Source organism: Streptomyces sp. SM18 (genome assembly GCF_002910775.2).
In the GTDB taxonomy this organism is placed as follows: domain Bacteria; phylum Actinomycetota; class Actinomycetes; order Streptomycetales; family Streptomycetaceae; genus Streptomyces; species Streptomyces halstedii.
The window spans coordinates 7,379,796-7,404,736 of record NZ_CP029342.1; the positions used below are offsets into that span (position 1 = coordinate 7,379,796).

General features: G+C 71.1%; 22 protein-coding genes and 1 pseudogene. 18 read left to right on the forward strand and 5 right to left on the reverse strand.

Going from position 1 to position 24,941, the window contains the following annotated elements; translation table 11 throughout:
* Positions 1-41 precede the first annotated feature (41 nt).
* Positions 42-842: pseudogene (locus B9S64_RS32640) on the reverse strand (IS5 family transposase).
* A gap of 73 nt (positions 843-915) precedes the next feature.
* On the opposite strand from B9S64_RS32640, the gene B9S64_RS34265 reads away from it, so the two are divergent.
* From B9S64_RS34265 to B9S64_RS32655, 4 genes are all read left to right on the forward strand, one after another.
* On the forward strand, positions 916-1,236 hold the full coding sequence (locus B9S64_RS34265) for a hypothetical protein (protein WP_146060164.1): 321 nt from the start codon (positions 916-918) through the stop codon (positions 1,234-1,236).
* Positions 1,237-1,445: 209 nt separating this feature from the next.
* Positions 1,446-2,189 carry an ATP-binding cassette domain-containing protein gene (locus tag B9S64_RS32645; protein WP_103492941.1) on the forward strand — a complete coding sequence of 248 codons (744 nt, stop codon included), beginning with the start codon at positions 1,446-1,448 and terminating at the stop codon, positions 2,187-2,189.
* Positions 2,190-2,192: 3 nt separating this feature from the next.
* A complete protein-coding gene (locus B9S64_RS32650; protein WP_103492942.1) occupies positions 2,193-3,443 on the forward strand; it encodes a hypothetical protein in 1,251 nt (416 codons plus the stop codon).
* Positions 3,440-4,048, forward strand: coding sequence for a hypothetical protein (locus B9S64_RS32655; RefSeq protein WP_103492943.1), 609 nt, complete (start codon positions 3,440-3,442; stop codon positions 4,046-4,048). The genes B9S64_RS32650 and B9S64_RS32655 overlap by 4 nt, the downstream gene beginning before the upstream one ends.
* A gap of 254 nt (positions 4,049-4,302) precedes the next feature.
* Here the strand turns inward: B9S64_RS32655 and B9S64_RS32660 are convergent, their stop codons facing one another.
* Positions 4,303-4,974, reverse strand: coding sequence for a thioredoxin domain-containing protein (locus B9S64_RS32660; RefSeq protein ID WP_103492944.1), 672 nt, complete (start codon positions 4,972-4,974; stop codon positions 4,303-4,305).
* Positions 4,975-5,340: 366 nt separating this feature from the next.
* Positions 5,341-6,330, reverse strand: a complete 990-nt coding sequence (locus tag B9S64_RS32665) for an Lrp/AsnC family transcriptional regulator (RefSeq protein ID WP_103492945.1) — start codon at positions 6,328-6,330, stop codon at positions 5,341-5,343.
* A gap of 306 nt (positions 6,331-6,636) precedes the next feature.
* Here B9S64_RS32665 and B9S64_RS32670 point away from each other — a divergent pair, with 306 nt between their 5' ends.
* A complete protein-coding gene (locus B9S64_RS32670; RefSeq protein WP_103492949.1) occupies positions 6,637-8,199 on the forward strand; it encodes an MFS transporter in 1,563 nt (520 codons plus the stop codon).
* 210 nt (positions 8,200-8,409) lie between these two features.
* Positions 8,410-9,123 (forward strand): GNAT family N-acetyltransferase, encoded by a 714-nt coding sequence (locus B9S64_RS32675; RefSeq protein ID WP_375153037.1) that lies wholly within the window; start codon positions 8,410-8,412, stop codon positions 9,121-9,123.
* An 87-nt stretch (positions 9,124-9,210) separates the two neighbouring features.
* Here B9S64_RS32675 and B9S64_RS32680 read toward each other — a convergent pair whose 3' ends face one another.
* Both B9S64_RS32680 and B9S64_RS32685 read right to left on the reverse strand, forming a co-directional pair.
* Complete coding sequence (locus B9S64_RS32680; RefSeq protein ID WP_103505272.1) at positions 9,211-10,377, reverse strand: glycoside hydrolase family 3 N-terminal domain-containing protein; 1,167 nt, start codon at positions 10,375-10,377, stop codon at positions 9,211-9,213.
* Between the two features lie 132 nt (positions 10,378-10,509).
* Entirely contained in the window at positions 10,510-11,394 is an 885-nt protein-coding gene (locus B9S64_RS32685; RefSeq protein ID WP_103493387.1) for a GH25 family lysozyme, read from the reverse strand.
* A gap of 898 nt (positions 11,395-12,292) precedes the next feature.
* On the opposite strand from B9S64_RS32685, the gene B9S64_RS32690 reads away from it, so the two are divergent.
* The 12 genes from B9S64_RS32690 (at position 12,293) to B9S64_RS32745 (ending at position 24,939) form a co-directional block, all read left to right on the forward strand.
* Positions 12,293-14,323: an FAD-dependent oxidoreductase gene (locus B9S64_RS32690; protein ID WP_103493386.1), complete on the forward strand. Its 2,031-nt coding sequence runs from the start codon at positions 12,293-12,295 to the stop codon at positions 14,321-14,323.
* A gap of 352 nt (positions 14,324-14,675) precedes the next feature.
* A complete protein-coding gene (locus B9S64_RS32695) occupies positions 14,676-15,752 on the forward strand; it encodes a methyltransferase domain-containing protein (RefSeq protein ID WP_103493385.1) in 1,077 nt (358 codons plus the stop codon).
* A gap of 7 nt (positions 15,753-15,759) precedes the next feature.
* Entirely contained in the window at positions 15,760-16,071 is a 312-nt protein-coding gene (locus B9S64_RS32700) for a hypothetical protein (RefSeq protein WP_103493384.1), read from the forward strand.
* A complete protein-coding gene (locus B9S64_RS32705) occupies positions 16,071-16,472 on the forward strand; it encodes a nuclear transport factor 2 family protein (protein WP_103493383.1) in 402 nt (133 codons plus the stop codon). Before B9S64_RS32700 ends, B9S64_RS32705 begins: the two co-directional genes overlap by 1 nt.
* 34 nt (positions 16,473-16,506) lie before the next feature.
* Positions 16,507-17,631, forward strand: a complete 1,125-nt coding sequence (locus B9S64_RS32710) for an ABC transporter substrate-binding protein (RefSeq protein WP_103493382.1) — start codon at positions 16,507-16,509, stop codon at positions 17,629-17,631.
* A 40-nt stretch (positions 17,632-17,671) separates the two neighbouring features.
* On the forward strand, positions 17,672-18,502 hold the full coding sequence (locus B9S64_RS32715) for an ABC transporter ATP-binding protein (RefSeq protein WP_103493381.1): 831 nt from the start codon (positions 17,672-17,674) through the stop codon (positions 18,500-18,502).
* 11 nt (positions 18,503-18,513) lie between these two features.
* The gene (locus B9S64_RS32720; protein ID WP_103493380.1) at positions 18,514-19,398 is read left to right on the forward strand and encodes an ABC transporter permease; all 885 of its coding nucleotides are present in this window, start codon (positions 18,514-18,516) and stop codon (positions 19,396-19,398) included.
* On the forward strand, positions 19,395-20,159 hold the full coding sequence (locus B9S64_RS32725; RefSeq protein ID WP_181012425.1) for an SDR family NAD(P)-dependent oxidoreductase: 765 nt from the start codon (positions 19,395-19,397) through the stop codon (positions 20,157-20,159). Before B9S64_RS32720 ends, B9S64_RS32725 begins: the two co-directional genes overlap by 4 nt.
* Before the next feature lie 34 nt (positions 20,160-20,193).
* Positions 20,194-21,555: a M20/M25/M40 family metallo-hydrolase gene (locus B9S64_RS32730; RefSeq protein WP_103493379.1), complete on the forward strand. Its 1,362-nt coding sequence runs from the start codon at positions 20,194-20,196 to the stop codon at positions 21,553-21,555.
* Entirely contained in the window at positions 21,552-22,817 is a 1,266-nt protein-coding gene (locus B9S64_RS35335; protein ID WP_239084914.1) for an Ohr family peroxiredoxin, read from the forward strand. Before B9S64_RS32730 ends, B9S64_RS35335 begins: the two co-directional genes overlap by 4 nt.
* A 74-nt stretch (positions 22,818-22,891) precedes the next feature.
* The gene (locus tag B9S64_RS32740; protein ID WP_103493378.1) at positions 22,892-23,710 is read left to right on the forward strand and encodes an IclR family transcriptional regulator; all 819 of its coding nucleotides are present in this window, start codon (positions 22,892-22,894) and stop codon (positions 23,708-23,710) included.
* A complete protein-coding gene (locus tag B9S64_RS32745; RefSeq protein WP_103493377.1) occupies positions 23,707-24,939 on the forward strand; it encodes a CaiB/BaiF CoA-transferase family protein in 1,233 nt (410 codons plus the stop codon). Before B9S64_RS32740 ends, B9S64_RS32745 begins: the two co-directional genes overlap by 4 nt.
* Positions 24,940-24,941: the final 2 nt, after the last annotated feature.

A 24,941-nucleotide genomic window follows, 5' to 3' on the forward strand; every position in this document is an offset into this window, starting at 1 on the left:
CGACGCCGTCGTCAACAGGGACGGCGACGTAACTGACCGTTTCAGTATGGAGTTCTGAGGCGGTGGAGGCAGATGATGCCGCAGGCGAGTTCGAGCAAGCCCTGATGGAGGTCGGCGCGGCACTCGTAGCGGATGCGTAGGCGATTGAACTGGTGCGGCCAGGCGAAGGCGCGCTCGACCACCCGGCGGACGCCGCTCAGCCCAGAGCCGTGGGTGACACCGCGTCGGACGATCATCGGTTTGATGCCGCGCTGCCGCAGCAGACGCCGGTACTTGTCGACGTCGTAGCCCCGGTCGGCGTACAAGTGCCGGGGCTTGCGCCGCGGGCGTCCCCGCAGGCCCCGGAACGGCGGGACAGCGTCCAGCGGCGGCAGGAACTGGGTGACGTCATGGCGGTCGCCGCCGCTGAGAGTGACGGCCAACTGGTGCCGGTCGACAATCAGGTGATGCTTGCAGCCTGGACGGGCTCGGTCGACAGGCGAGGGGCCCACGTGGTCCCCCTTTCAGAGCCCGGACCTGCGCGCCGTCGACGGCGCAGTCGTCCAGGCCCAGCAGGTTCGCTCGCCGCAGCTCGGTGAGCAGGGCGACGTGCAGGCGGGGCCACACGTCGGCCTCGGTCCAGTCACGCAGCCTGCGCCATGCCGTGACTCCGGAGCAGCCCACGGTCTCCGCGGGTACGTCACGCCGGCAACACCGGTCCGCAGCAGGTACATCACGCCCGCCGGCGCCGCCCTGTCCGGTACACGCAGGCGTCCGGGGGTAGCGACGACGGCGCTCGGGAACGGGCGCCAGTAGCGGGGCCACGCGCTCCACAGGGCATCCGGAACAAAATCGGCACACACCCGGACAGCCTGCCGATCAAGACCTTCAGATGTAAGATCCTGGACTCTCTGAAGCAATCGATAAGATCGGCGCGTGATTTCGTTCTGGGAGGATCGACGTACCGCCGATGCCGATTTCGCAGCGGCTTGCGCCGCCCTTGGTCACGGCCCTGACGAGCGCCACGAAGAAGATCGCGGGACAGCGTTCTGGTGGACCACCAATCAACCCGCATGGCCTTACGGGGTGGTCTTGTTCTGGCGGCATGGCCGCGACTGGCGGTGCATTCCCCTGGATCGCGATGAGAAGCCAGTCCGTGACGGCGTCGAACGACTTCCCTGGGCATTCGAGCTGGCACCAGACGAGATCGCCCAGCGGGTTGCAGTACTGCTCAATGCAGGACCCCGGCTGACGTGAGGCGGCGACCGGCGCAAGAGTCATTCTGAAACGATCAGCAATTCAACTACGCGAACCTGAACGGGCAGGACTCCGTTGCCGGCCCCTCTCAGTGTCTCCACGGTCACGGTGCGGTACTGACCGGTTCACGGTGGTGTGGGGTGTGTCGTTGCAACCACACACCCCACACCACCGTCTGGGCCTGTAGTCATTACTCACCTGGGGTTTGCGTGCCACTGCACTACATGGACTGTTCCTTCGCCTACCGGGCCGGTACTCCTGTCCTGGACAGCCTGACGACGGACCTCCCGCAAGGGTGCACCGTCCTGCTCGGCCCGAACGGCGCGGGTAAGTCGACGCTCCTCTCGCTGGGCGCGTCCTGTCTCGCCCCCGCGTCGGGGCGCATCACCCTGGGGCGCCTGGACAGCGTCCGGAGGCGGGACCGCCGGGCGTTCCGGCAGAAGGTGGGCTGGCTGCCGCAGGAAGTGAAAGCCATCCCGGCCCTGACCGTGCGCGAGCAAGCCGCTTACGTGGGCTGGCTGAAAGGCCTGTCCAAACGCGACGCGTGGGACCGGTCGGCCACCGCACTGGAACAGGTCCGGCTCACCGAGCTGGGCGGGCGCAAGAGCCACGAACTCTCCGGCGGGCAGCTACGCCGCCTGGGCATCGCCCAAACCCTCGTGCACCAGGCCGAGGTCGTTCTCCTGGACGAGCCGACCGCGGGGCTCGACCCGGTCCAGCGGGGAGTTTTCCGCGACCTGCTGGCCGAACTGAGTGACTCGGTGCACTTCATCGTCTCCACGCACCAGACCGAGGACCTCGCCGACATCTACGACACCGTCCTCGTCTTCGACCGTGGCCGGCCCGTCTTCCGAGGACCGGTGAGCGACTTCTTCGCTACCGCCCCCGCCGGCACCCCGTACGAGCGGCGCGCGGAGAGCGCCTACCGCGGCCTGGTCCGAGGGGAGATCTGAGCTGTGCGTACCGCGACACTCCTACGCTCGGGCGCCGCCGTGTGGACCGCTCTGATCCTCATCCCGGTTCTGGTGTGGTTCAGCGCCCAGAACACCGAGTCCGCCATCGCCTACTGGCCCTCCATCAGCTCACAGACCACCATCGTCGTCGGCTTCATCAGCGCCGCCTGCGGGGCGGCAGCAGCCTGGGAAGCCGCCCGGATCAAACAAGGCGGGATCACGGCACTCGCCCCGGCCCGTGGGCTGCTCAGCGTGGCAGCCCTGCACCTCGGCCCCATCGCCGTACTCGGCCTGATCGCGATGATCGCCCCCTTCGCCGTCGTCACGACATCGGTCGCGTCCACGTCCGGCTTCCCGAACCCGGCGATACTCGCCGTCTCCTACAGCGTGATCCTCGCCCACATCGCCCTGGGCTGGTTCATCGGCACCCGCACCCCGAAACTCCTCGGTGCCGCCACCATGCTGATCTTCGGCTACCTGTGGGGCTTCTGGCCCGCCGCCATCGGCGCACTGCCCTGGCTGCGCCATCTCAACGGACAAGGCGTCAGCGAGTGCTGCGGCCTCGACCAGGAACCCTCCGCCCGCAGCCTGATGGCCACGGTCACCTTCTCCCTCGCGATCGTGACGGCTGTCGTCCTCAGCTCAGCACTGCACCATCGCCTCCTGCGCCCCCTGCTGTCCCTGAGCGCGTTCACCCTTGTCACCGTTGTGGCACTCGTCCTGGCCGTCCCCCTCGAATTCCAGGGCACCCAGGCCCGCGACACCTCACTGCGCACCTGCTCCGGCCACGCCCCCCAGGTCTGTCTGTGGCCCGAGCAGCGGACCCAGGAAGCGCGCATCAGCCAGTGGGCCAAGGAAACCACCGCCCACCTGGCAGCCGTCGGCGTCGCCCCGGCCCGCCAAGTCGAGTTCGGCGAACCCCGCCCGGACCGTACGAACGTCGCCTCCAACGTCGCCACCAGTCCCCTGCCCAACGACGTACCCGCCTGCGCCCTGCGCCAGGGCGCCGCCTACCCCGGCGACGAAGCCATGATCGCCATATACGCCTGGCTCTCCCTCACCGGCGGCGTCCCCAAGAACGACCTCGCCCAGCGCTGGCCCCCCGAAGCCATCGCCCTCGCCGAACAGATCCAGGCCCTGCCCCCACAAGCCCAGCACGCCTGGTACGAACGCAACATGCGCTCTGTCCGCGACTGCGCCGTCCTGCCCGATCTCGCCCCTGCCTCCTACACCACCAAGGCGGGCACCCCGTGAACTGGTGGCACCGCGCGCACACCACAGCACTCACCACCGCGGTCCTCACCGCCACCATGCTGCTGGCACCGCTCCTCGAAGGATCCGTCCTGCCGATCCCGTCCCTGCTCGCCGGTACGAGTACCGGCGTCCCGGTAGCCCTGGTCCTTCCGGCCGTCCCGGCGGCCCTCATCCTGCACGCGCTCAACCGAGTACCCCGCGTCTACGACACCACCGCGGTCCGCCCGACGGCCGGCTACAAGGCGGGCATGCTGGGAGCGGCGGCCCTTCTGACGACCGTTCTCGGCTTGGCGGGCAGCTACGCGGCGGACTCCTCCATGCCTCTGGCCGCGGCCAGAAACGTAGTCGGGTACCTGGGCGCCGGCCTCATCGTCCAGTACCTCGCCGGCCGCCAGTACGGTCCCCTGGCCGTCGCTCTCGTTCCCGTACTCTGCGCGCTGATCGGTCTCGGCCCGGGCGGACGGCCATTCCCCTGGACCTGGCCCCTCCACGAAGCGACGTCCCCGCTGGCCGGTGTCACCGCGACGATCCTGTTCGCCTCGGGTGTCACCGGAGCCACCGTCCTCGCGCCGCAACGCGATGCCAGGCGCCCTGCCGCCGCCTGACAGAACGCTACCCGGGGCCGCCGCTGGTAGGCCGGTACCTCAGCCGCCCCACGTCCCCGCCGAGTGGACCCGGTACTCGGCCGAGGTCCTCGCCGACGGGCGCACGAACCCAACTTCGTCATGGCGACGCGCGTGCGCTCACGCCACCCAGCACGGCCACGTGCCCAGCGGTCCAGCGGAGATCGTGCACGGCCCGCCGACGGGCGGGTGCCCTCCTCCCGCTGCGACGTCCTTGGGGAGCCGACCGGGAGGTATCAGGGCTTTGTGGTCCACACGGGCGACGACTCGGTGTACTGGCTGAGGTAGCCCCTCTCGAACTCCGGCAGCTTCACGCCACTGAGTTCCAGCGATGGCGTGCCATAGGCACTGGACTCCTGATAGGCCTTCTCGGACGCGGTGACGAAGTCCTGGTACCGCATGGTCCTGACCGCGGCGTCGAAGTCCGGCCCGCGCAGGCCCTCCACGCGGGATGCCATCTTCAGTAGGAACCCGTCGGTGAAGCCGTCGAGCGCTTCATCCGGCTGATGCGCGTAGAGGACCTGGTGGTACTCGACGAACTTGCCCTCTTCCAGTGCAGCGCGCAGCGCGTTCGCGGCTTTCTTCGAGCCGTTGCCGCCGAGCTTGTCGTCGAGGAAGGACGCCAGTGTGTAATGAACCTGCACCGAACCCTTCTGAGCCAGCTTGCTCAGCTCGGCCCCGGCGCCCTGTGTTTCGAACTCCTCACAGGCGGGGCAACGCAGATCCTCGAAAAGCCGGATGGTGGTATCCGCGCCCTCGTCGCCGACCACGATCGTCGTTCCGTCCGTGCCCAGCGACTCCGGTATGTCGGCATCATTGGCATAGCCGGTACGCGTCCCGCACGCCGCGAGCGACAGTCCCAGGACGGTGGCGATCGCTATTGCCCGAATCGCCTGCTTCACCAGCATGAATGCACCTTCCCCGTGGCGAATGCCCGGACTCTGTACGCCGGTCTGCAAGGATGGATCATGGGCCCTGGGGCACGGAAAAGGCAAGGGAGCGGCGCCCTGCGCCCTACTCCGGCCCAGAGGCCGGCATGGCCGCTCGGATCGGACGTGACACTCGGCTGAGTGGTCCACAGAAGCCGAGCCGAACCTCTGCGTTGACGTCCATGTGTGGGAACGCCCCTGACGCGTCCACGCGACGGAGCCCGGCGCCGACGGTGCGGACGGCGGCTCGCTCCGGTCGGCTCCCCGGCTCCGGGTGGCACGTACCTGGCCACATTCTGAGGCCCGTCGGACACCAGGATGTTCCGGGGCCCGGACAGCGCTCACTCAGCGGGGCGGTGCCACCAGCCGCCCCTGGTAGACGAGTGAGGCGGCCTGTTTGAGGGTGCGGAGCCGGACGCTGATCGTGTAGCCGGTGATGCCGGGGACCGTCGAGAGCCGGCGGCTGAGCCAGTCGTAGAAGTCGGCGGTGTCCGTGCACATGACGATCGCCATGAGGTTCTGGGCGCTGGTCGTGGCGGCGGCGAAGACGACCCGGGGGAGCGCGGCGACGGCCGTGCCCGTCTCGTGCAGCAGGGCCGGGGAGGTGCTCAGCCACAGCGCGGCGCTGAAGGGGTAGCCCAGCTTTTCCAGCGCCAGGTCCACGTCGTAGAAGAGGGTGCCCGAGCGTTCCAGGACCTCCAGGCGCCGGGCGACCCGTCCCGTGGTCCAGCCGGTGCGCCCGGCGAGGGTGGCCTGACTCGCCCGGCCGTCCTCGGCGAGCGCGGCGAGCAGGGCCGCGTCCTCCTCCTGCGGTTCGACCTGCGGGCCCCGCGGCGCGATACGCGGGCCGTGCGCGCGCAGGGATTCCACCGCCTCCTCGGGGAGCGAGGGGCCGAGCCGCCCCCAGTCGGCGCCGGGCGGGGAGTAGGTGTGCAGGATCATGCGGGGGTCCGTCGCCAGGACGCCCGGGGTGCGGGCGAGCTGGCGCAGTACCTCCGGCATCCGTCCGTCGTGGGGAGCCGCCATCGAGCAGACGATCTCCGAGCCGCCGAAGGAGATGGTGGCGAAGGAGACTTCGGGGAGCCGGGTCAGCGCCTCCGCGCAGGCGTCGGTCCGGTCGGGGCGCAGCGAGATCCGGACCACGCTCGCCACCAGGCCCTGCACCGCGGGGTTGACGAGCCCCACCACCCGTACCGTGCCGCCGCGGCGCATCGTCCGGTAGCGCCGGGCGACGGTCTGCTCCGAGGCGCCCACCACCTCTCCGACCAGCCGGAACGGCGCCCGGGGTGCGACATGGAGGGCGTGGAGGATATGGCTGTCCAGGGTGTCGAGCATGGGGTAAGTATGGCGCCCGGCGTCTTCTGGTGGCGGTTTCCCTTGGATGCGCCCGCTCGGTTTGATGGAAAGACCGCTTTCGGTGGAGACTCGGGGAGGCTCGACGGTCGTGACCGCGGTCCCCGGTCGACGGCGACCGGAGCGGCCCGCCCGGTATGCCGCCGAGGCCCCCCGCGAAGGGACGCGCCCTCGCGGCCGCCCCGCCTCTCGTCTGCTGTTCCCCGCGCCGCACCCCGGCGCCCCGAAGGAGTCGTGTTGTCCCAGTCACCGCCCTCAGCCGTGCCCCACCGCGGGGCGACCATCGTCATGGCCTGCCTCGGGGTCTTCGTCGCCTACCTGCCGGTGACCAGCGTCTCGGTGAGCCTGACCGCCATCCAGCAGGCGCTGTCCACGACGACCTCGCAACTGGCCTGGGTGTCGGACGCCTTCGTGCTGCCCATGGCGGCCTTCATCCTGACCGCCGGGGTCTTCGGCGACGTGCACGGCCGGCGCAAGGTCTTCGTCGCCGGGCTGCTGCTCTCCGCCGCCGGTGCCGCCACCTCCCTCACCGCGCACTCGGTCGGCCAGCTCTGGACCGGGCAGGCGCTGTCCGGACTCGGCGCCGCCGCGCTGCTGCCCACCACGCTGGCCCTGATCAGCCACGCCGTGCCCGACCACCGGGAACGCGGGAAGTTCATCGGCATCTGGGCGATGTGCCTGCTCGGCTCGCTCGCCGTCGGCGGCGTGCTGGCCGGCACCATCCTCAGCCACGCCGAATGGCGCTGGATCTTCCTCGTACCGCTCCCCGTCGCGCTCGTCGCCGTCGTCATATCCCTGCGGGCGCTGCCCGAGTCGCGGGCGCCGCGCGCCGGGCGGCTGGACTGGCCCGGACAGATCACCGCCGCGCTCGCCATCATCGCGCTCGTCTACGGCGTCATCGAGGGCGGCGCCGGGTCCTTCGGCGACACCCAGGTCGTCGTCGCGCTCGCCGTCGCCGTCGTCAGCGGCGTCCTCTTCGTCCTGACCGAGCGGCGCTCCGCCCACCCGATGCTCGACCTCGCGCTGTTCCGCAGCCCCGGTTTCACCGCCACGACCCTTGTCGCGATGATCATGTTCCTGGGCATGATCGGCTTCTTCTTCGTGCTGAGCCTCTACTTCGGCATGGTCCAGCGGCTCGACACCCTCGGTACCGCCTGGCGGCTGCTCGTGATCACCGGAGCCGCCCTGATCGTCAGCGGCATCGCCGGACGCGTCATGCACCGGCTCTCGCCCCGGCTCATGATCACCACGGGTCTGCTCATGGTGACAGCGGCTCTGCTCACCCTGCTCGGCGCCGACGCCGGTACGTCCTTCGGCTCGCTGTCCTGGCGGCTGCTCCTCCTCGGGCTGGGCATGGGGCTGGTGACGACGCCGATGACGGCCACCGCCGTCGCGTCCGTACCGCACCCGCTCGCCGGGATGGCCGCCGCCGGGAACAACGCCTTCCGCCAGGTCGGCGGCGCGCTCGGACCGGCCGTGCTCGGCGCCCTGCTCACCAGCCGCGCCGTCTCCTCCCTGCCCGGCCACCTCTCCGAGGCGGGCGTGGACGGCGCGCTGGCCGACCAGGTCACCGCCGCGACCCGGGACGGCGGCCTCGGGGCGGTCGGCTCGATGGCCCTCGGCCCGGGTGCCGGTCAGGTCTGGGGCGCGGTCGGTGACGCGTTCCTGGAGGGCATGCGGCTGTGCCTGATCGTGTCGGCGGGCCTGACGTTCCTGGCGGCGGTCCTCGCCTTCGTCCTCCTCCACCCCCGCCTGGGGCGCGAGCGCACGCTGAGCGTCGCGGGCGACCCCGCGGCGCGGGTGTCCGGCGGCACGGAGCGGCGCGCGGTCGAAACGGGCACGCCCGCCTGACGGTTCTTCCCCGCGGTGTGAACGGCGGCACCGGTCCGGCGGCCGACACGGGCCCCGGACCGGTGCGCTGCCGTGCGCGGAGGGCGCGACCTGGAGGCCGGGCCGGTGGCCGGGCCGTCGCCTGGGCGCGCGTCCGTCTCCGGCGACCGTTCGTACGGGCGCGGCGGCACCGGGGCACGCCCATGATCCGCGAGAGGGCATCATGGGGGCGTGAGGTACGACGCGACGCTGAACGGCGACACCCTGGCGCTGGACGACCCGGTGGGTCAGTCCCTCAGCGGCGGCCATGCCCATCTGGGCCGCCGGCTCGGCCGGGCCGCCACCTATCTGCCGGAGGTGGCCACCTTCTCGGTGGTGCCCCCGGACGCGGACGAGGCCCAGTGGGCGGAGCTGGCCCGGCTGCTGGGCCCGGGGCAGTTCGCGGACATGTTCAGCTGCCCGGCCGTCCCGCCGCCGGACTGGGAGCCCGTGTTCGTCCTGGAAGGCCGCCAGATGATCTGGCGGGGCGAGAGCCGCTCGGGCGGGGCACCGGCCGAGACCGGTGTGGTCGAACTGGGCCCGGACCACGTGCCGGAGATGCTCGACCTCGTGGCACGGACCCGGCCGGGGCCGTTCTGGCCGCGCACCCATGAGCTCGGTACGCATCTCGGCGTCCGCGACCGGGGCGTGCTGGTGGCCATGGCGGGCGAACGGCTGCGACCGCCGGGCTGGACCGAGATCAGCGCCGTCTGCACCGCCCCCGAGGCACGCGGGCGGGGCCATGCCGCCCGCCTGGTCGGCGCGCTGGCCGCGCGCGTCACGGCACGCGGCGAACGCCCGTTCCTGCACGTGGCGGAGGCGAACACACGGGCGACGGCACTCTATGAACGGCTCGGATTCACGACCCGCAGGCCGGTGACGTTCCGGGGGTTCCGCACGCCGTGAGGGGCGGGGCGGCAAAGATGCCGCCCCGCCTCTCCGCGCCCCGTGTACGCGGGGCGGTCGGGGCAGGGCGGCAGGGCCGGGCCCCCGTCAGGCCAGCCACCCGCGCAGGGCCGCCACCCGGGCCGCGCCCGCGTCGAACGCCGCCCCGTCCAGCGTGCCCGCCGTCAGGGCGTCGCTCAGCGCCGTCACCGCCTGGTCCCCCTGAGCGGCGTCGCGGGCCGAGCACAGGATCAGGTCCATGCCCGCCCCGGCCGCCAGGACCGCCCGCTGCGCCGTGCCGCCGTAGGACTTCAGCGCCCCGGCCTCCAGCGCGTCCGTGACCGTCACGCCCTGGAAGCCGAGCCGGTCGCGGAGTTGGCCCACCACTGTCGGGGAGAGCCCCGCCGGACGGTCGGCGTCCAGGGACGGGTAGACCGCCCAGGACAGCATGACCAGCTTCGTCCCGGCCGCTATCGCCTGGCCGTACGGCACTTCGTCGATGCTCCGCAGGGTGGCCGCGGACGTGGTGAGGGTGACCGGGCCCAGGTCGGTGTTCTGGTTCGCGGCGGCGGGGCCGAGGCCGGGGTAGTGCTTGGCGGTGGCCGCCACCCCCGCGGCCTGCTGGGCGGTGACGAAGGCCGCGCCGCACCTGCCGACCGCCGCCGGGTCCTTGCCGTACGACCGCTTGTACTGGTCGGTGAAGTCGCCCGCCTTCCGGTACACGTCCAGCACCGGGGCCAGGTTGACGTTCATGCCGACGCCCGCGAGGTTCATGCCCGCGCCACCACCGGTGAACTCCGCCTGGGCGGACGGGTCGGCCGAAGCGCCGACCTCCTTCGCGGAGAGCACCGGTTCGCCGGGCAGACGGCGTACCAGACCGCCTTCCTGATCGGTCATCAGCAGCAGGGGGGCCTTGACGGGGGAGGAGGCGTGCGCCGCGTTCATCCGCTGGACGACGCCCTCGATCTGGGTCAGGTTCTCGATGTTCTCGCCGAAGAAGATCACTCCGGCGGTACGGCCCTCCCTGATCGCGTTCATCAGCCGGGCCGGCGGGGTGAGCCCCGGGTAGGAGTGGATCACGCACTGCCCGGCGCGCTGGGCCGGGGTCAGGGCGGCCGAGGAGGCAGGTGCCCGGGAGGGGGTGGGGGACTTCCCGACGGCACGTGGGGCCGCGTCCGTACGGCCCGCCGGCCCGAGTACGCCCGCCAGTGCGGCCGTTGTGGCGAGCAGGGCGCCGCGCCTGCTGAGGACGTGGGGCCGCGGTGTCGCGCTCATGGACTTCTCCTTCGCGGACTGCGAGGTGGGGGGAGGAGGCACCGCGCGCCGGAGCGGATCAGTCCTCCGCTCCGGCACGCGGCGCGAGGGCCCGGCGTACGCAGGTGGCTGCCGTGCGCCCCGGGCCCGCCGTCACGGGGTGTTGTTCGCCAGGGCCAGCAGCCGGGAGCGGTCGCCGCCGAAGCGGTCACGGTCGACGTTGCCGGAGACGCCGCTCACCGAACCGGTCGAGGTGTACTGCCAGACGGTGTAGAACGGGAAGCCGTTCGGGATGCTCGGACTGGCGGCCGACGTCCAGTGCGCCACCCACAGCGGGCTGCGGGTGGACATGCCGCTCCAGCCGCCCGTGCAGGAGTTCCACCAGCTGGGGCTGGTGTAGATCACCACGTCGCGGCCGGTGCGGGCCTTGTACGTGTTGTAGAAGTCCAGGATCCAGGACTGCATCGCGGCGGCCGACTTGCCGTAGCAGCTGCCCTCGATGTCCAGCACGCCCGGGAGGGTCAGGTTGTCGCGTGACCAGGCGCCGCCGTTGTCGGCGAAGAAGTTCGCCTGTGCCGCGCCGCCGGAGAGGTCGGGTCGCGCGAAGTGGTAAGCCCCCCGGATCACACCCGCGTTGTAGGCGCCGAGGTAGTTGGTGCTGAAGGTGGGGTCCTTGTACGACGTGCCCTCGGTCGCCTTCATCCAGGCGAACTCGATGCCCGCCGCGCGTACCGAGCCCCAGTTGATGCTGCCCTGGTAGTGGGAGATGTCCACGCCGGCCGGGTTGGCCAGGAGGTCCGTGGCGGGGGCCTTGTCGAGGTTCAGCTGCCGGGTGTCGGGCTTGAAGTCCTTGCTGTCCTGGACGTAGCCGACGCCCATGTAGCCCTGGCCCGGCGGCACGGCGCTGTCGGACGGCAGCGGCGCCGAGGAGGCGCTGCCCGACATCAGGCTGAGCGTGAGAGCGGCGCTCATGCCGAGCACGCCGGCCGCGGTGAGTCTCTTCTGTGTGGACGAACGGGAAAGGCTCCGGGGGAACATGGTGTGTCCTCCTGCTTGGTGGGGGGCGAGATGCGATGGTGCCGAGCGGTGGTGCCGCGGTGCGGTGGATCTCGGACGCGCCGGAGACGGCGCGACAGACAGAAAGAGGGATCTACGCGCGGAGCGAGGGGATCTACGCGCGTCTACCTGACGTGAGCACGTCATAGTGAGCCATAGTCGGGCGGGCGCGGTAAACAGTTTTCCGATTCATTAGTGGTCTAGACCTCGGTCCGCTTCGATGAGCTGCGCGAAAGGTTTGCGCTGACGGAAACTTTCTTCAGTTGGCGGGCGGTGGGTGGCACACCTGTGGGGAGCCCGCTCCGGCGTGCCCGTCCCAATTCCCGGCTTCTTGACAGCATGTGACGGCCAGTCGAATCAATTCTTGTGGTGCGCGGCGATCCGCCCGTGTCTGTGGCGGTGGAAGTGCCCCCGCCGCCGATGTCCGTGCCGGTTCCCCGTCCGGGGCGTGTGCGCACCCATCCGGCTGATGCGGTGACGGTGACTGGCGCCCGCCAGTTCGCCAACAGCCCCTATCGCCAGGCCTGTTGACGCACCTGCTTCTACGTCAGCCGCCGCGCCGGTAGCCCGTCGGCTTCCGCCCGCCGTCGCGACGGCCTCGGTGCGACCGGGCGTCCCGCCCGTCGTCCGCCACCGCCAGGTTCCTTGCCGCCCGGCGGCGCCAGGCCTCGCGCGGTGCGCGCGGGTCCATGTGGCGGCCGGTCGATGGCGCACCCGTTGCCGTGATGAGGCCGAAAACAGTCGCATGCCAGTCTCGTAAGTTACTGGTGAGTCTTGATTGACCCGCCCGACCCGACTCCTTAGTGTTCCGTTCAATCGAACGGCGTACCTGTCAATGGAACGCCGCTGAGTGCCGGCCCTCGGATAGGGGGGATCATAGGTGACAAGCACGGACATCAGCACTCTGCTTTCCCCGATCAGTCTCGGCTCGGTCCATCTGCGGAACCGGGTGTTCGTCCCCGGGCACACCACCAATTTCGGCCATGCCAACAGCCCTACCGGGCGGCTCGCCGCCTACCACGGCGAGCGCGCTCGCGGCGGCGTGGGGCTGATCGTCACCGAGGGCATACGGGTCCACCCGACCAGCGCGGGCCGGCACATCAGCCTCGGCAGCTTCGACGACGCGTCCGTACCGGCGTACGAGGCCGTCGCCCGGGCCGTACAGACCCACGGCACCAAGCTCTTCGCCCAACTCCTGCACACCGGACGCCAGGCCAACGGCGACGCCACCCGCACCGCGGCGTGGTCGCCGGGCACCACCCCGTGGGCGGCCGGCACGCACATCCCGCACGCCATGGGCCGGACGGACATCGCCACCGTCGTGCGTGCCTTCGGAGCCGCGGCCCGGCGTATGCGACAGGCCGGATTCGACGGTGTGGAGATCCACCTCGGGCACGGCCACCTGATCGAGCAGTTCCTCTCGCCCTTCACCAACACCCGTACCGACGCCTACGGAGGCAGTCCGGACGGACGGCTCCGGTTCGCCCGCGAGGTGCTGACCGAGGTCCTCGCCCAGGCACCCGGACTCCCCACGGGCATCCGCGTCAGCGCGGACGAGTTCCTCCCCGGCGGGCTCACACCCCCCGACATGGTCGGCATCGTGGACGTGCTGAGGCGGGAGTTCCCCCTGCTGTACGTCCATGTGAGCCACGCCGCCTACCACGGCAGCTACTCACTGGGCACGCAGATGGCGGACATGAGCTTCCGGCACGCGCAGTTCCGCCACCACGCGGCCCTGTTCAAGAGGGAGATCCCCGCCCTACCGGTCCTGGCCGTCTGCCGGCTGGACAGCCTGCCGGAGGCCGCGGCACTCGTCGCCGCCGACGAAGCGGACCTGGTCGGACTGGCCCGCCCGCACATCGCCGACCCGTATCTGGTCCGCCGCGCCGAGGAAGGGCGCCCGCACGACGTCCGCTCATGTCTCGCCTGCAACCAGGGGTGCGTCGGACGGCTGGAGGCGAACCTGCCGATCGCCTGTGTGGTCAATCCGGAGGTCGGCGCGGAACGGGAGTGGGCGGCCCTGCGGGCGGCCCCGCCCGCCCCGGTCCGGCGTGTGCTGGTCGTCGGGGGCGGCCCCGCCGGGATGGAAGCCGCTCTCGCCGCGGACCGTGCCGGCCACGAGGTCACCCTCGCCGAGGCCCGACCGGCCCTCGGCGGGCGGATTTCCGTCGCGGCCACGGTCCCGGGCCGTGAACGGCTCGGGCTGATGGTCACCGACCTGGCCCGCGAACTCGCCGGTCGCGCCGTCGACGTACGGCTGGGCGAGCGGGTGACGGCGGACGACCTGCTGCCCGGGGGGCGGCTGGACGGCTTCGACGACGTCGTCGTGGCGACCGGTGCCCGGCCCGGCCGCCGCGAACTGCCCGGCGGACCACCCGTGTTCGACATCCTGGAGACGATCAGCGCCCTCCGGGACCCCCGCTCCCCACTGCGCGGCACGGTCCTCGTCCGCGACGACCAGGGCACCTGGGCGGCGGCCTCCGTCGCCGAGGCCCTGGCCCGTGAGGGCGTGCGGGTGCACATGGTGTCGCCCACCGCCTCGTTCGCCTCGAAGATCACCACCTACTCCAAGCTGGCCCTGACCACCCGGATGGGAGAGCTGGGCATCAGGTCGCACCTCATGCGGGACGTGGTGACGGCGGACGGGGACACGGTCGTCCTGCGTGACACCCTCTGTGGCCACACCGAAGAACTCACCGGCGTCACGGCCGTCGTGGACGTGGGACTGCCGGTGGCCGACGACACGCTGTACCGGGAACTCGACGCCCGCACCGACGCGCCACGCGTCCATGTCGTCGGCGACGCCAACGCCCCGCGCACCGCGCTGGAAGCCGGATACGAAGGCCGGCTCGCCGGAACCTTCCTCACCGACGCCGTCACCGGCGCCGGACTCCTCGCCGACACCCACTGACTCCCCGTAACCGCACAGCGCCCCACCCGGGCAGGCACGACAGCCGGCCGCCGCACCCCTGGCGACCGACACCATCCCTGGCGGCCGACACCACCACGGGCGGCCGACTCCCGCCCCCGGTGACCGCTCGCCGGTGCGCGGGCCACGAGCCCCCGGAACGACCCCTCCGGCCCGCCGGGCACCGACACGTCCCGCTCCCGCCGGCTCACCGCGCCTCACGTCCCGCGAGGGCGGGCATCCCCCGCCCGTACGCCCTTCGAGCCGTACCCCCGTCCCCTCACCACCCGGTCGGCCCCCGTGGCCCCGTCCGGTCCCGCCTGCTCCGAAGGCCCCGCCTGAACAGGAGAGACACATGATCGACATCGAGAACCAGCTCACCCTGGACGAACGCTCCTCCGTCGACTTCATCCTGGCGCTGCGCAAGCGCTGGTCCGACACCGTCTACCCGGCCCTCGCCGAGGAGTACCGGGCGACCGGCCCGGTGGCCGACAGCGTGGACGACGCCACCGGCCGCCTGCGGGAACTCAGGCTGTACCCCTGGTACAGCCACCTGGAGCGCGTACAGCAGAAGATGCTGTGGAAGACCGTCGGTGAGGCCGTCGTCAGCCGGGCCGGGGAACTGCGCGAACAGCTCGACGAACTGCCCGACACCCCTCAGGGCACTCTCGAACTCGACTCCGACGTCGAACTGCCCGACTGGTACACGGACTACGACATCCACATCCAGCCCGGCAGCTTCTACTCCGACGACCTCAGCGCCTACGTGTACGAACTCGGCGCCCGTATCGTGATGCTCCGCGACAACGACGGCTACAAGTTCCACCGCCTGTTCACCGAGACCGCGCTGCCCGACCTTCCCGCCGCCGCCAGGGTCGTGGACATCGGCTGCGGCTTCGGCAAGAGCACCCGCCCGCTGGCGCTCCGCTACCCCGGCGCCGAGGTCATCGGCATCGACTTCGCCGCTCCCGGTCTGCGCCTGGCCCACGCCGAGGCGGAGGCCGAGGGCGCCGCCATCACCTACCGGCAGGGGGACGGCCGGAACACCGGTATCGACGACGCCTCCTGCGACGTCGTCACCGGCACCATGGTGCTGCACGAGATGCCCGCCGAGGCGGTCCGCGAGACCGTCCGGGAGGCGGCCAGGCTGCTCAGGCCCGGCGGCACCATGAGCTTCCTGGAGTTCCACCCCACCGGCGACCCCTTCCGCGACGCCACGATCCACGAGCACGCCGAGCGCAACAACGAGCCCTTCTTCCGCGACCTGTTCGCGACCGACCTCCTCGACATCTGCGCCCAGGCCGGACTGACCGGCGCCGACTGGACGCCCTTCGACGAGCGCCGGGAGGGCAAGCGCCCCGAAGGCTGGGGGGACCGCCGTGAATGGCACTTCCCCTGGGCCGTCCTGACCGCGACCAAGCCGGAGAACTGAGGCGATCATGACCGAGGAATTCGACTACTTCCGCGACCGCAACACGGGCAAGCTGTTCGACCTGCTGCTCCAGCTCACCACGGACCTGCACGTCACCACCCAGCGCCTGCACGCCCTGGAAGCGCTGCTGGTCCGCCACGGCGTCCTCACCGGCGGCGAACTCGACGCCATGCGGCCCACCGAGGACGAGCAGCGAGTGCTGGACGGCCGGCGTGAGGCGGCCCTCGCCGGACTCATGAGGATCATCACCGAGAGCGGCCCCGCCGAGCGGCCCCTGCGCGACCAGTGGGAGTCGACCCTGCGGCAGAAGGCCGGCTGATGGGCGCCGGACCGCTCACCCCCGCCGAGACCGTGGACCGGTACCTCCAGCTCTGCGAGGACCGCGAACTGGACGAGGCCGGCACGCTGCTCGCCCCGGGACCGCGCATCGTCTTCCCGGGAGGAGCCCGCTACGGCTCCCTGACCGAGATGGCCGCCGACCAGCGCGGCCGCTACCGGTGGGTGCGCAAGCACCGCGACCGGTACTTCACGGGCACCGCCCCGGACGGCCTGGTGACCATCACCTCGCTCGGCACCCTCTACGGCGAGGACCTGAGCGGCCGGCCCTTCGAGGGCGTCCGCTACGTCGACGTCTTCGTCCTCCGCGACGGCCTCATCGCCGAACAGCACGTCTACAACGACCTCTCCGACACCGGGATCAGCGCTCCGGTCCGCGGTTGACGGTCCCCTTCACCGAACAGCAGAGGTACCGAACATGAAGCAAGCTCTGAGAGCCGGCGTCGGCGCGCTCACCGTGTCGGCCCTGGCCGCCCTCACCGCCTGTGGCGGCGACGCGTCCTCCGGATCCTCCACCGCGGGCTCCGGCAAGGGGACCGCGACCGTTCAACTGGCCATCGCCTCGGCCGTCATCGGGCCGAAGGAGGAGGTCGCGACCTACGCGGTCGCCAAGGAGGAGGGCTTCCTCGCCGAGGAGAAGCTCGACGTCAAGACGATCAACACCGACGGTTCGGTCGCCGCGGTCCAGGCGGTCGCCTCCGGCAGCGCCGACATCAGCCCCGCCGACGCGAGCGCCATCCTGGCCGCGCGGGAGAAGGGGGTCCCCGTCGTGGCGGTCGGAGGCCTGGTGCAGAACTGGCCCTGGCGCATAGCCACCCTGCCCGGCAAGGGGATCAAGAGCGCCGGGGACCTCAAGGGCAAGAAGATCGGCGTGATCAGTCTCGCGTCCGGATCCGCCCCGTACGCGCGGGCCTTCGCCGAGGACGCCGGACTGGACCCGCAGAAGGACGTCGATCTGCTGCCCGTCGGCGTCGGGAGCCAGGCGCTGTCGGCCCTGGAGAGCGGCAAGGTGGACGCGCTGGCCCTGTACACGCAGGCGTACACCACCCTCGAACTCACCGGGAAGAAGTTCGACTACCTGGAGAACGGCGAGCGTTTCGACGGGATCCGCTCGCTGACCTTCGCGGTGCGCGAGGACACCCTGCGCTCCAAGAAGGACGAGATCACCCGCTTCCTGCGGGCCTCGTACAAGGGTCTGCTCTTCTCCGCCGTCAACCCCGAGGCGGCCATGAAGGACGGGTACAAGGTGTTCCCCGCGATTCTCTCCGGCCAGAAGGCCGGCACCCGGATCGAGAACGACACCGCCATCCTCGAAACCTGGGTGAAGACGGCCGTTCCGGCCGAGGGGGAGCCGGAGTCCTTCACGGACTGGGGCGCCGTCAGCGACGAGGCGTGGACCAGGACGGCCGACTACATGAAGTCCTCCGGAACCATCACCAAGGACCCCGACCTCGCCGCCCTGTGGGACGACAGCCTCCTGAAGGACGTGGGTGCCTTCGACGCGGCAGCCGTCATCAGCAAGGCGGAGAACGCCACCAAGTAACCGGCGGCGACGCCAGGACCAGGAAGCCAAGGAGGTCACCATGGCCATCAAGACCCTCGGTCGCCGCCCGCGTGCGGCAGCCGCCGCGGAAGCCGACGACGACAGCTGGATCGAGCTGAGCGGGCTGCACAAGATCTACCGCCCTCGTAAGTCCGAGCCGACCCACGCGCTGTCCGACATCGATCTCAAGGTCAGGCGTGGTGAGTTCATCTCGATCGTCGGTCCCTCGGGCTGCGGCAAGACGACCCTGCTGAAGATCCTCGCCGGTCTCATCCCCCGGACCGAGGGCGCCGTTCGCGTGGCAGGACGCGACGTGGACGGCCCGCTGCCGGAGGTGGGGATGGTCTTCCAGGCGGCGACCCTGCTGCCCTGGCGCACCATCCTGCAGAACGTGATGGTCCCGGTGGAGATCCAGCGACTGGACCGGTCCGCCTACCGGGAACGGGCCGGCCGGCTGCTGGAGATGGTCGGGCTCAGCGGATTCGAGGACAAGTACCCCGACGAACTGAGCGGCGGGATGCAGCAGCGGGCCGGCATCTGCCGGGCCCTGGTGCACGACCCGTCGGTCCTGCTGATGGACGAGCCGTTCGGTGCCCTGGACGCCATGACGCGCGAGTACATGAACGTCGAGCTGCTGCGCATCTGGCGCGAGAGCGGCAAGACCGTCGTCCTCGTCACCCACTCCATCCCGGAGGCGGTGTTCCTCTCCGACCGGGTCGTCGTCCTCAGCCCCCGCCCCGGCCGGATCGCCGAGGTCATCGACATCGACCTCGGACGCCCCCGGGACCTGGGCGTCATGGCCTCCGACCGGGCCGGCGTCCACGTCCAGCGGATTCGCACCTACTTCAACGCCCACGGCGTGATCGACTGATGAGGCCGCCCATGACGACAACCGAGAAGGCCGCGGGCGACGGCGGCGCCGGACCGGACCGCGCCCTCTCCGGCGAGGCGCCGGCCACCACCGCCCCGGACAAGCCACCCCGCCGACGGGACCTGCGCGACCACCCGGAATGGGTCCTGGTCCCCGGTGTCTTCGTGATCGTCGTCCTGCTCTGGGAGTACCTGCTGCCGGTGCTCGGGGTCGACGCGTACGTACTGCCGCGGCCCAGCCAGATCGCCGACGCCCTGGTGACCCAGCTGTCCGACGCCCTGTTCTGGACCCATCTGAAGATCACCATGCTGGAGTCCCTGTACGGCTTCCTGCTCGGGGTCGGCGCCGCACTGTTCCTCGGCACCGCGATATCCCAGATCAGGCTGGTCGAGAAGACGCTGATGCCCTACATCGTGGCCTTCCAGACGGTCCCGAAGGTGGCGCTCGCGCCGCTGTTCGTGGTCTGGTTCGGTTTCGGCATGACCAGCAAGGTCGTGATGGCGGCGGTCATCTCGTTCTTCCCCATGCTGGTCAACGTCGTCGAGGGACTGCGCTCGGCGGACGCCGACCGGGTGCAGATGCTGACCGTGTTCGGGGCCGGCAAGTTCGACGTCTTCCGCCGGGTACGGCTGCCCAGCGCCCTTCCCTTCATCTTCGCCGGCCTCGACATCGGCATCGTCTTCGCCATCCTCGGCGCGGTCGTCGGTGAGTTCATCGGAGCCAAGGAGGGGCTCGGGTACCTGCTGCTCCAGACCAACTACAACTTCGACATCGCGGGGATGTTCGCGGTCCTGGTGGTGCTCTCGCTCATGGGCCTGATCGCCCACTTCATCATCCGCACCGCCCAGAAACGCTTCGCCTTCTGGGCCGAGGACAACACGGTGATCGGCGCATGAGCATCCCTGTGAACGACCCCGTACGGTTCGACGGAAGGGTGGCCCTGGTGACCGGGGCCGCCCGGGGGATCGGGGCGGCCGTCGCGGCCCGCCTGGCCGAACTGGGCGCCACCGTGGCGGCGGCCGACATCCTTCCCGAGGACCAGTGGCAGGACGCCCTCCCCAGCTGCGGCCCGCACACCCGCCACCACCTCGACATCACGTCCGCGCGCTCCTGCCGCCGCACCGTCGACGATGTCGTGGCGGCACACGGACAACTGAACCACCTCGTCAACAACGCCGGAATCGTCAGAAGGGGAGCGGCCGCCACGACCAGCGACGACGACTTCGGCCTGGTCATCGACGTCAACCTCACCGGCACCTTCCGGATGTCGCGGGCCGCCTACCCCGCGCTGCGCTCCGCCGACGAGGCCAGCATCGTCAACATGGGCTCGACCAACGGGCACATAGCGGTCCTCGACACCCTCGCCTACTGCGTCAGCAAGGCCGGTGTGATGCACATGGCCCGGGTCCTGGCCCTGGAATGGGCCCCCGACGGCATCCGCGTCAACGCGGTCGGCCCGACCATCGTGCCGACCGCCATGACCGAGGACGTCCGGGCCGACGGCGCCTACATGGCGGACAAGCTGGCCGGCATTCCGCTCGGCCGGATGGCCGAAGCCCGCGACGTGGCCCTCGCCGTCACCCATCTCCTCAGCCCGGCCGCGTCCATGACGACCGGTCAGACCGTCTTCGTCGACGGCGGAGTCGTCATCCACTAGCAGCCCGGTCCACCCGGAAATCGGAGAACCCACCATGCCCGAGATCGATCTGGAAGCGGCCCTGGCGGCCGTCGACGAACACTTCGACACCTTCGTCACCGAGCTCCAGGAGCTGTGCCGCCTGCGCAGCCGACGCCAGGAGCCCGAGCAGATGTCGGCCACCGCCGACTTCCTCAAGGCCTCCGTGGAACGCTGGGGAGGCACCGCCGAGGTCATCGCCTGGGAGAAGTCCCACCCCTACGTCCTGGCCGAGGTCGGCGGCGGCGAACGCCGCCTCCTGCACTTCAACCACTACGACGTCGAGGTGGAGCCCACCGGCGACGCGTCCGAGTGGATCAGCCCCCCGTACGCCGCCGAGATCCACGACGGCCGGCTGTACGCACGGGGCGTCGCCGACGACAAGGGCGCCCTCATGTCGCGGGTGCACGCCGCGGCCGCCTGGCAGCTCTCCGGCCAGGAACCCCCGGTCACCAGCCGGTACATCCTGGAGGGCAAGCAGTGGCTGCACAGCCCCGGGCTCGGCTCCTTCGTCGCGGCGCACGCCGACCGGCTGGCCGCCGACGCCGCGCTGTGGGAGAACTCCTGGTGCGACGGCGAGGGGCGGCCGCTGCTGAAACTCGGCGAGAAGGGCGTCCTCTACCTGCGGCTCACCTCGACCACCCTCACGCGCGAACTGACCAGCCAGAACACCGTGCTGCTGCCGTCCGCCACCACACGGCTGACCGCCGCCCTGGCCAGTCTGCTGAACCCCGACGGCAGCTGCGCCGTCACGGGTTTCGCGGACGACGCCCGCGTCCCCACCGACGCCGAGCGCGCACTCCTGGAGAAGATGCCGTTCGACGGCGCGTTCCTGAAGAAGCGCGCGGGAATCGACGCCTTCAGGGGAGACCTGGACGACACCGAGGCCGCCGTGGCGATCCGCACCGTCCCGACGCTCACCGTCACCGGCGTCCAGGGCGGCGACCTCGCGGACGACGTCACCCTCGGCGTCCCGGCCACCGCCACCGCCAAGATCGAGATCCGTCTCGTGCCCGGCCAGGACCCCGAACGGGTACTGGCGGCCGTCCGCGACCACCTGGCGGCGGCCGGCTTCGAGGACGTCGCCGTCGACGTGATGGCCGTCAGCCACCCCCACCACACCGACCACACCGACCCGTTCGTCGCCCTCGTCGCGGAGACCGCGCGCACCGCCTACGGTGCCGAGCCCCTCGTCGAGCCCTACACCCAGTGGATCGGCAACCAGGGTGTCCTGTCCGGCCTGCCCATCGTCGGCGTGGGCGTCTCCCGCGCGGACGCGGGCATCGACGGCCCCAACGAGCACATACGCCTGGAGGACTACCGCACGGGCATCAAGCACGTGGTCGCGATCATGGCCGCGATGGCGGTGCGGGCATGAGCACCCACGCCACCCACCTGAGAGGCACCTCACACCGCGGGTACCTCGAACTCCCCTGGGGGCAGGTCCACTTCCGCCGGTCCGGCGACACCGGCGGACCCGCGCTCCTCCTCGTCCACCAGTCTCCGCTCTCCTCGGCCACCTACGAACCGGCCATGGCGGAACTCGCCGCCCACGGACTGGACTCCGTGGCCGTGGACATCCCCGGCTTCGGGATGTCGGACGCCGCCCCGGAACCGTGGTCCATCCCCCGGTACGCCTCGGCACTGTGGCAGATCGCCGACGCGCTCGGACTGGGCGAGGTGCACCTCCTCGGCCAGCACACCGGCGCCGTCATCGCCGCCGAGGCCACGCTCCAGCAGCGTGACCGGGTACGGAGCCTGGTCTTCCAGGGCATCCCCCTCTACGACGACGAGGAACGCGCCGAGAAGGCCGCCCGGTACGCCCCCGGGTACACCCCCGCCCCCGACGGCGGTCATCTGCGGGTCGTGTGGGACCGGATCCGATGGCTCTACCCCACCATCCCGGCCGAGTCCGCGAGCCGCCAGGTCGCCGAATACCTCGGTGTCGGCCCCGACTACGGCGTCGCCTACCGCGCGGTCTTCGCCCACACGACGGACACCGCGGCGCTCGCGGGTGTGCCGACCCTGCTGCTGCACGGCGCCGACGACGTCCTCGACCGGATGAACGACGTCGTCACCGCGGCGTTCCCCCACGCGCCCCTCGTCCGTATCGACGGGGGCACCGACTTCGTCGCGGAGGAGAAGCCCGAGGAGTTCGCGGACGCCGTCGCCGCCCACGTACGGGCCCACAGCGGCGGCCGCGCCGGCGAGCCCGGGTTCAGCCCCCTCTACACGGCCACCGTCGAGGTGACGGGCGGTCGCGCGGGGCGCGCCCGGTCCACCAGCGGCTCACTGGACGTGCCGCTGTCCCGGCCGGCCGAGCGGGGGAAGGACACCGCGGGGACGGACCCGGAGGAACTCTTCGCCGCAGGCTACGCCGCCTGTTTCGGCAGCGCGCTGGAGGTCGCCGCGCGGCGCCGCCGGGTCACCGCGGGACCGGTCACCGTCACCGCCGCGGTCACGCTCGGCACGCGGCCGGGCGGGGCGTACGGCATCGCGGTCCGGCTGGGCGTCAGCGCGCCCGAATGCCCGCAGGACACGCTGGAGGAACTGGTGCGGCTCACCCACTCCCTCTGTCCCTACTCCCACGCCGTACGGGGCAACATCGAGGTCGTCACGGAGACCCACGGCGGCGGTTGACGCCGCCGTGGGCCCCCTGTGCGACCCATCCACGCCGGCCCGGGAGCCGGGCCGGCCAACTGACCGAGGTTCCCATGATCATCGACGAAACCACCGAGCACACCAGCCCCAGCCGCTCCGGGATCTCCCGGGCGCTCGCGGTGATCGACGTCATCGCGCGTACCCCCCAGGCCCAAGGCGTCTCGGTGATCGCACGGGAGACGGGGCTGTCCAAGGCGGTGGCCTACCGGATCCTGCGCGAACTCGTGGCCGGTAACTTCCTCTCCTTCGACGAGGACACCAAGGTCTACCGGATGGGCCCCGGCGCCCTGAACATCGGCCTCGCGGCGATGCGGGAACTCGACGTCCCCTCCGTCGCCCACCGCCATCTCGTGGCCCTGTCCGAACTCACCGGCCAGACCGCGACCCTCTCCCTGCGCCAGGGCTGGGCGCGGGTGTACGTGGACCAGGTCCTCTCCCGCCAGGAGATCCGGATGTCGGTCGCGCTCGGCACCAGTCACCCGCTGCACGCGGGCTCCTCCTCCAAGGCCATCCTCGCCGCCCTGCCCGACACGGAGGTGGAGGACTACATCGACCACCACCGCCTGGACAGCGTCACCGACGCCACCATCACCTCCGCCACGACCCTGCGCGACGAGATCTCCCTGATCCGCGCCGCCGGCTACGCGGTCAGCGTGGGGGAGCGGCAGGCGGAGGCGGCCAGCGTGGCCGCCTGCCTGCACGGACCCATCGGGCAGGCCGTCGGTTCGGTCTCCGTCTGCGGAACCAGGGCGATGTTCGGCGAGACCAGCAGCCGTCAGCTCGGCGAACAGGTGGCCAAGGCGGCCGCCGACATCTCCGCCGACCTCGGCGCCGTGCGGGAGACCGCAGGGGAACGAAAGGACACACCATGACGACACCGGAACAGCGGGCACCGGACAGCGGTGCGGGGCCTCTGCGGGGCATCCGCGTCATCGACGCCTCCACCATCCTGGCCGGACCGCTCTGTGCCCAGCTGCTCGGCGACTTCGGGGCGGACGTGGTCAAGATCGAGCATCCCGTCGCCGGTGACGGGATGCGTGGCCACGGGGAGTCCAAGGACGGCGTCCCGCTGTGGTGGAAGGAGATATCCCGCAACAAGCGCACCGTCGGCCTCAGCCTCTCCGACCCGGACGGCGCCGCGCTCTTCCGCCGGCTCGTCGAGACCGCCGACATCCTGGTGGAGAACTTCCGCCCCGGGACGCTGGAGCGCTGGGGCCTGGGCCCCGACGTCCTGCACGGGATCAACCCCGGTCTGGTGATCGTGCGCATCACCGGCTTCGGCCAGAGCGGCCCGTACGCCTCCCGGGCCGGCTTCGGCACCCTCGCCGAGGCGATGAGCGGGTTCGCCCACCTGACCGGGGAGGCCGACGGCCCGCCGACGCTCCCGGCGTTCGGGCTCGCCGACACCATCTGCGGGATCGCCGCCTCCTCGGCCGCCACCATGGCGCTCTACCACCGGGACCGCGACCCGCTGCGCCGGGGACAGGTAGTGGACATGAGCCTGATCGAGCCCATCATGGCCGCCGTCGGCCCCTCGCCGACGGTCTACGACCAGCTCGGGATCGTCAGCCGGCGCCACGGCAACCGGTCCACCAACAACGCCCCGCGCAACACCTACCGCACCCGGGACGGCCACTGGGTGGCCGTCTCCACCAGCGCCCAGAAGATCGCGGAACGCGTCATGGAACTGATCGGCCATCAGGAGGTCGTCGACGAGGCGTGGTTCGCCACCGGCGCGGGGCGGGCCGAGCACGCCGACCTCCTCGACGACCTCGTCGGAGGCTGGATCGCCGAACGCACCCGGGAGGGTGTCATCGCCGAGTTCACCGCGGCCGGGGCGGCGGTGGCCCCCGTCTACGACGCGCGGGACCTGGTCGAGGACCCCCACATCCGGGACACCGGCATGCTCACCACAGTCGAGGACGACGACTTCGGTCCGCTGCTCATGCACAACGTCATGTGGCGCATGTCCGGCACACCGGGACGGATCCGCTTCACCGGACGCCACCTGGGAGCCGACACCGACGAGGTCCTCACCGGTGAACTCGGAGTGAGCGAAACGGAACTGACGGACCTTCGGCGGCGCCGGGTCGTCTTCTGACC